5 protein-coding genes and 4 pseudogenes are annotated in these 5,922 nt (G+C 59.7%); 4 read left to right on the forward strand and 5 right to left on the reverse strand.

Annotated features, from left to right (window positions below; genetic code table 11):
- Positions 1-250 precede the first annotated feature (250 nt).
- The 3 genes and pseudogenes from ACMX3H_RS10030 to ACMX3H_RS10040 form a co-directional block, all read right to left on the reverse strand.
- Positions 251-1,037 (reverse strand): annotated as a pseudogene (locus ACMX3H_RS10030) (amino acid ABC transporter ATP-binding protein).
- A 93-nt stretch (positions 1,038-1,130) separates the two neighbouring features.
- The gene (locus ACMX3H_RS10035; protein WP_415210714.1) at positions 1,131-1,379 is read right to left on the reverse strand and encodes a DUF1989 domain-containing protein; all 249 of its coding nucleotides are present in this window, start codon (positions 1,377-1,379) and stop codon (positions 1,131-1,133) included.
- A complete protein-coding gene (locus ACMX3H_RS10040) occupies positions 1,360-1,686 on the reverse strand; it encodes an urea carboxylase-associated family protein (protein ID WP_415210715.1) in 327 nt (108 codons plus the stop codon). The genes ACMX3H_RS10035 and ACMX3H_RS10040 overlap by 20 nt, the downstream gene beginning before the upstream one ends.
- 178 nt (positions 1,687-1,864) lie before the next feature.
- Here ACMX3H_RS10040 and ACMX3H_RS10045 point away from each other — a divergent pair, with 178 nt between their 5' ends.
- Positions 1,865-2,227 carry a hypothetical protein gene (locus tag ACMX3H_RS10045; protein WP_415210716.1) on the forward strand — a complete coding sequence of 121 codons (363 nt, stop codon included), beginning with the start codon at positions 1,865-1,867 and terminating at the stop codon, positions 2,225-2,227.
- A 20-nt stretch (positions 2,228-2,247) separates the two neighbouring features.
- A pseudogene (locus ACMX3H_RS10050) lies at positions 2,248-2,741 on the forward strand (2-hydroxyacid dehydrogenase).
- Between the two features lie 84 nt (positions 2,742-2,825).
- Here the strand turns inward: ACMX3H_RS10050 and ACMX3H_RS10055 are convergent.
- Positions 2,826-3,591, reverse strand: a pseudogene (locus ACMX3H_RS10055) (LamB/YcsF family protein).
- 270 nt (positions 3,592-3,861) lie between these two features.
- Here ACMX3H_RS10055 and ACMX3H_RS10060 point away from each other — a divergent pair.
- A complete protein-coding gene (locus tag ACMX3H_RS10060) occupies positions 3,862-5,109 on the forward strand; it encodes a carboxyltransferase domain-containing protein (protein WP_415210717.1) in 1,248 nt (415 codons plus the stop codon).
- A gap of 179 nt (positions 5,110-5,288) precedes the next feature.
- On the opposite strand, the gene ACMX3H_RS10065 is transcribed toward ACMX3H_RS10060, so the two are convergent.
- A complete protein-coding gene (locus tag ACMX3H_RS10065) occupies positions 5,289-5,729 on the reverse strand; it encodes a LysR substrate-binding domain-containing protein (RefSeq protein ID WP_415210718.1) in 441 nt (146 codons plus the stop codon).
- Here ACMX3H_RS10065 and ACMX3H_RS10070 point away from each other — a divergent pair.
- Positions 5,709-5,783 (forward strand): annotated as a pseudogene (locus tag ACMX3H_RS10070) (glyoxalase); the annotation flags it as partial. The gene ACMX3H_RS10065 and the pseudogene ACMX3H_RS10070 sit on opposite strands and share 21 nt — an antisense overlap.
- Between the last annotated feature and the right edge of the window lie 139 nt (positions 5,784-5,922).

The following is a 5,922-nucleotide window of genomic DNA, read 5'->3' on the forward strand; positions in this document are numbered from 1 at the left end:
CCGTTCAAGCATTCAAAATAAATGAAGTGCTCCTGTGTTTTTGCAAACAATTCTGGACTGTCCAAAATAGCCATTTTTTAGAGTTCAAAGGAGTCCAGAATTGACTGCAAATTAGTCCAGAATCTTTTGCATCGCTACAGGAATCCGACGATCCAGCTTAAAATGATTGTGGCGACGGTTATCAGCAGCACGGTCCAGCCGGCCTGCAGGAAACCCAGACCGTAGGTGTCGATATCGCTCCAAAGTTGATTCATGGCTGCGCCTCCGGGGATGCCTGGCGGAAGTCCTGATGTAAAATGCGACGCAAAAACTGCCGTAACCGCGGGCTTTCCGGATCATGAAGGACTTTTCCTGGCGGGCCGTCCTCCGCCATAACGCCCTGATCGAAAAACAGCACCCGGCTCGACACATCGCGGGCGAAAGCGATCTCATGGGTCACCAGCAACATGGTCATCCCCCCCCTCCGCCAACGACGCCATCAGCGACAGCACCTCGCCCACCAGCTCGGGATCCAGCGCCGACGTCACTTCATCAAACAGCATCAATTGCGGTTTCATCGCCAGCGCGCGGGCGATGGCTACCCGCTGCTGTTGCCCGCCGGAAAGCAGCGCAGGATACTGCAGCCGTTTTTCGTACAAGCCAACCCGGTCAAGCAGCGCTTCCGCCTCGTCAATGGCCTGCATGTGCGGCAATTTACGCACCCGCAGCGGCGCTTCGATCACATTTTCCAGTACCATCATATACGGCCATAAGTTGTAGCTTTGAAAAACCATGCCGATGCGGGCCCGCAGCAGTTTTAATAGCGCCGGCGTCGGCTGAGCGCGCGCGCCTTCGCGGAAATCAAAGGAAAAATACTCAAAGTCCATGAAACCGCTTTGCGGCATTTCCATGACGTTCAAGCAGCGCAGAAAGGTACTGTTGCCGGAACCGCTGGCACCGATGATGGACACCACTTCCCCGGAGTTGACGTCAAGGGCGACATTCTTTAGGACGTGCAGATCACCGTAACTCTTATTCAACTCGCGGATCCGCAACAGCGGCGCGGACAACTCGCTCATGCAGTCTCCTCCCTGCCCGCGGCGTCACCCACACACCACAGCCCGATGTCTGAGGGTTGGCGCGCGGCGCCGTTAATGGGCGTGATATCCTGCGGGCAAGCGAAGAGCACCAACCAAATATCGCAGGGTATCGCCGGCGACCGATCGGGGCGGCACCCGATCCAGGGCGCCGTCCGCGGCAACCGGCACATTCATGAATAAATTCAGCGAGGCGGGCGTAAACGGCAGCGATAGCCCTTCCGCCGCCAGCGCCTCATGAAAATTATCGGTACAGCTGTGGTGATAATCGCGGCAGCCCAATTCACGATAGATTCGCGGCATTACAGGGGCAGAGTAGCGTATCGTGCCAGCCTGGCGTGCTGTCCGCTATCAACGTGAACAACAGGCGGCGGTGATTACTGACGACCGTCACGCCGGGTTGGTAAAACAGATTGCTGTTTACCGAGCGCGTATGGTCCATGGAAGAATATTCCAGCACATTCGCCTGCGTTAGCGCCCAGGTATCAACCACCTGATTTCCCCGGATATTTTCAATCTCGAGAATCTGCCCGGACGTGAGCCCCACCGCGACACTGCGGCCGGCACCCAGCCGGAAGCCATTGACAAAGCTGTGATTTTTTGAGTTCATATGGTTCCTTACTGACATCGATTACGCAGGCATTTCTTTGGAATTCCCTTGGTATACACTGGGAATGCAATTAAAATGCCATGACGTCATCCAGAACCGAGCGCGGTGTTTAATATGGAAAAATATTGTCTTATTCCGCAGCCCATCCACCCCTGTGGTATTGAAAGGCTGCGCGCACATGGCATCACGCCCGCGGTCGGTACGCAGGCTTGCCGTGAAGCGCCAGCCGATCGGGTGGTCGCGGCCATTTATCGCAGTGGGCAATTTTCGCGCACTGAAATGGCGCAGTTGCCTTCTTTCATGTGCAATCGGCGTCCACGGCGTCGGCATTGACGGTATCGATGTCGACGCCGCCGATGCCCTGGGCATCGCGGTATTCAACACGCCGGAAATGAATACCCGCTCGGTGGCCGAACATGCGCTGGCGCTGATGTTCGCTCTGATCAAACGGATCCCCGCCGCGGACAGCGCTCAGCGCGCGGGTCATTTTGCCTTTAAATATGAGGGGGGGGGCTACGCGAGCTCCAGGACGCCCAGCTAGGGGTTATCGGGTTTGGCGCCATCGGCCGCGCGACGGCCACGCTGGCCCGCGGGCTGGGCATGCGGGTGCAGGTGCTGACCCGCCGCCCGGTGGCGGATATCGCCGCCGGTTTACGTCAGGCCGACAGCCTGTCCGCGCTGCTGGCGAACAGCGACATCGTTTCGCTGCACCTCCCGTCCTTGCCGGAAACGCGCCATATCATCGACGCGCGGGCGCTGGCACAGATGAAATCGTCGGCCTATCTCATCAATACCAGCCGCGGCGTGCTGGTGGATGAGGCGGCGCCCTCGCCGGCGCGGGACTGGATGTGTTTCAACAAGAACCGGTTTTACTGGACAATCCGCTGCTCAGCCTGCCCAATGTGGTGCTGACGCCGCATATCGCCGCCTCCACCGAACAGGCGATGACGCGCATGGCAAACGCGGCGGGGGACGGGGTTTTGCGCGTGCTCGCCGGGGAGCCGCCCGCCTCGCTGGTGAACCCGGACGTGTGGCCGCGCCGCCGGCAGCCCTGACGCGCTCCCCATCACCGCCAATCCTAACGTTAGCCGCCCGCCGCCAGCACCGCCTGCATCGGCGCGATGGTAAAACCTTGTCCCTCAAGCCGCGCGCAATGCCGCGGCCACCGCCACCGCGCCCGGTGTATCGCCATGCACGCAAATGCTGTCGATGCGGGACGGCAATGTCCGTCCGCTCACCGTCGTGATGGCCTGCTGCTCCAGCATGCGCAAAATACGCGTCGCCGCTTGCTGCGGATCGTGCAACACCGCGCCGTCAAGTCTGCGCGACAGCAAATTGCCGTTATCCGCATAGGCACGATTGGCATAAATCTCGCGCACCAGCGGCAATCCCAGCTTAAGCGCCGCCTTCTCGGTTTCCATGCCGGGCATGACCACCATGATCAAGTCGCGGTCCACGATATATCGCCCGGGCCACCGCCTGCGCCAGCGCGGGATCCTCCGCCGCCAGATTGCCTAGTGCGCTATGGGTTTTGACGTGCCGCAAAGGGATGCCGACGCTTTTGGGCAGCCCCTGCAGGGCGCCGATTTGATAAATAATCTGCCGCTCTATCTGCGCCGGGCTATCCCCAAGGATTTGCCGACGGCCAAACCCCTGTAAATCATAAAAACCGGGATGGGCGCCCGCGCCGACGCCCTGAGCATGGGCCAGGCTCAGCGTGCTATGCATCACCTCCGGATCCCCGGCGTGGAAGCCGCAGGCGATATTCGCCGAGCTGACGATCTCCAGCATGCGTGCATCATCCCCCATCGTCCACGGTCCAAAGCTCTCGCCCATATCGCTATTCAAATCGATTAACATGCTTTTTTGTCTCCCGGTTGGCCGTATGCGACACGCTGGCATCATTCTTGCCTATTAGCTGGCTTAGGAAAAACGCTGTGCATTGACAGCCTTTTTTCGGTATGCCAAAAGTATTCCAAAAACACCCGCTGAATAAAGCTCTGCGCTTTCATGTAGGGCAAAACAGGATATTCGCGTGCGACAAAGCCTAAATACCCCTTCGGGGCGCATCTTGCCCATAGCCGATCAGGCGGTTTGCGTAGACTTCGGGGAAGTCATCGATGAACAGATCAATCAACGGGTCACCGCGCTGGCGGCCAGAGTCAGGGGCACGGCGTGGATCTGGCGGACCTGGCGGCGCTGCACCATCTCACACCGCAGCAGGTGATACACCTGCACAGCGCGGCCCTCTACCGGGTATACATGATCGGGTTTATGCCCGGCTTTGCCTATCTCGGCGGTCTGGATCCGCGCCTGCATACCTCACGCCGGGAATCACCGCGCCTGAAAACCCCGGCCGGCAGCATCAGCATCGGCGGTATACAGACCGCCGTCGGTTCGGTGAAGGCGCCCAGCGGCTGGCATTTGATCGGCCGTACACCGCGTCCCGGATCGCGAGATGCCGTTTTTATTCAGCACCGGCGACCGTATCCGTTTTACGCCAGTCTGCGCGGACACCTTTACACGTCTGCAGGCGCAAGGCGATTATCTTCCCGACTGGACATGGCAATAATGGCGAATGGTTTAGAAGTACTGACCCCCGGCGTCTATACCACCGTGCAAGACGAGGGACGGTTTGGTTTTGAAGATTGCGGTGTGCCACCCTCGGGCGCCATGGATGAGATGAGTTCCAGCATCGCCAATGCCCTGGTGGGTAATCAGGTCTCGACGGGCGTGCTGGAATTTACCCTGACCGGCGCAACCCTGCGCCTGACCGGTACCGCGCCGTGCCGTTTCGCCGTGACCGGCGATATGCAATTGACGCTTGACGATAGGCCGCTATCGACCCACTGCCGCCACATCATGCTGCCGGGCAGTACGCTGCGCGTGATTCGCGCTTGCAGCGGCGCCCGCGGCTATCTGGCGGCAACGCCCGGCACCGTGCCGCGTCAGGCCAGCCAGCCGGCGCAGCGGCTCATGCCCCAGCGCGAACGCCTGCCAGGCCGGCTGGTTGCGGGGCCGCAGCAGGGGCATTTTGGTCAGGCCGGTCTGGCGTGTTTTCTCGCCGGCGAGTACCGCGTCAGCGGTGAAAGTGATCGGATGGGCTACCGCTTGAGTGGACCGCCAGTGCCTCACTTGCAGGGATTCAATATTGTATCCGACGCCATTTCCCGCGACAGTATTCAGATCCCCGGTAACGGGCAGCCGATTATCGCCATGAACGACCGACAGACGACCGGCGGCTACCCCAAAATCGCCACCGTTATTCGGGCCGATCTGGCCCGGCTGGGGCAGCAAAAACCCGGCGATAGCCTGCGCTTCGAGCAGGTCAGTGTGGAAAAAGCGGAAAGCCTTTGGATAGGCCGGCACCAGCATATGCAGCGCTGGCTGGGGGAATTACACGAGGCCGTGCTGCGGGGTTAGCGCACGGCATGGCGTGGGGTCGCGTGTGAGATTAGCGTGCACGGCCTCACGTGGAATCGTGCTGCGGGAATCGCGCGTACGACATCGCGGGGGGTCGCGTTGCGGGGGGTAGCGTGCCCGGAACAGCCGCTCAGCGCCCCACCCTTACCGGGCCGTCAGGCAACCCGACCCATCGCGCGTTAACCGGTTTGGGCCTCTGTCGCAGCGGCACGCAGGAAATCGGTTATAAGCTGATGCAGCGGCGATTGACGCCAGCTGTAGCGCATGACCACGATCAATTTACGATAAAAAGTCAACGACTCCCCCAGCGGCACGACACGCACGCGTTCGGCACGCTCGCGCCATTGCCCCGCCAACGGCACCAGGGCCACGCCAAGATTATGCTCCACCATGCGCACAATCGCGTCAATCTCATCGATTTCCAGCGCGATCTTTGGCGTCAGGCGCTCGCGACACAAAAATTGACTGACCATCCTGCCGCCAAACGACGTGCGATCATAACGGATAAACGGCGCGGCGCGCAGCAGCGCCAGCGGATCATCTCCTTTCATACCCGGCGGTGTGACCAGCACAAACGGCTCGCGCAGCAGGCGCTGGGCACCAATCCGGTGGATGGCCATGACGTTCCCGTCCCGCATTTTGGCATTGTATTATCTTGGGAAGAGTGGGAAGCGTATTGCGCGGCAAATCATTTGATACTGAAAGGCAAAATTTTTGATACGCTCAAAAAAAACACAAAAGCAACTTATTTGATACTAACTACTGTACTCATGTCACTTTTTTAACACAGGCTAAAGAAACACCCTGACTGGA

The organism is Sodalis sp. (in: enterobacteria) (genome assembly GCF_047607725.1).
Classification (GTDB): domain Bacteria; phylum Pseudomonadota; class Gammaproteobacteria; order Enterobacterales; family Enterobacteriaceae; genus JBLKSS01.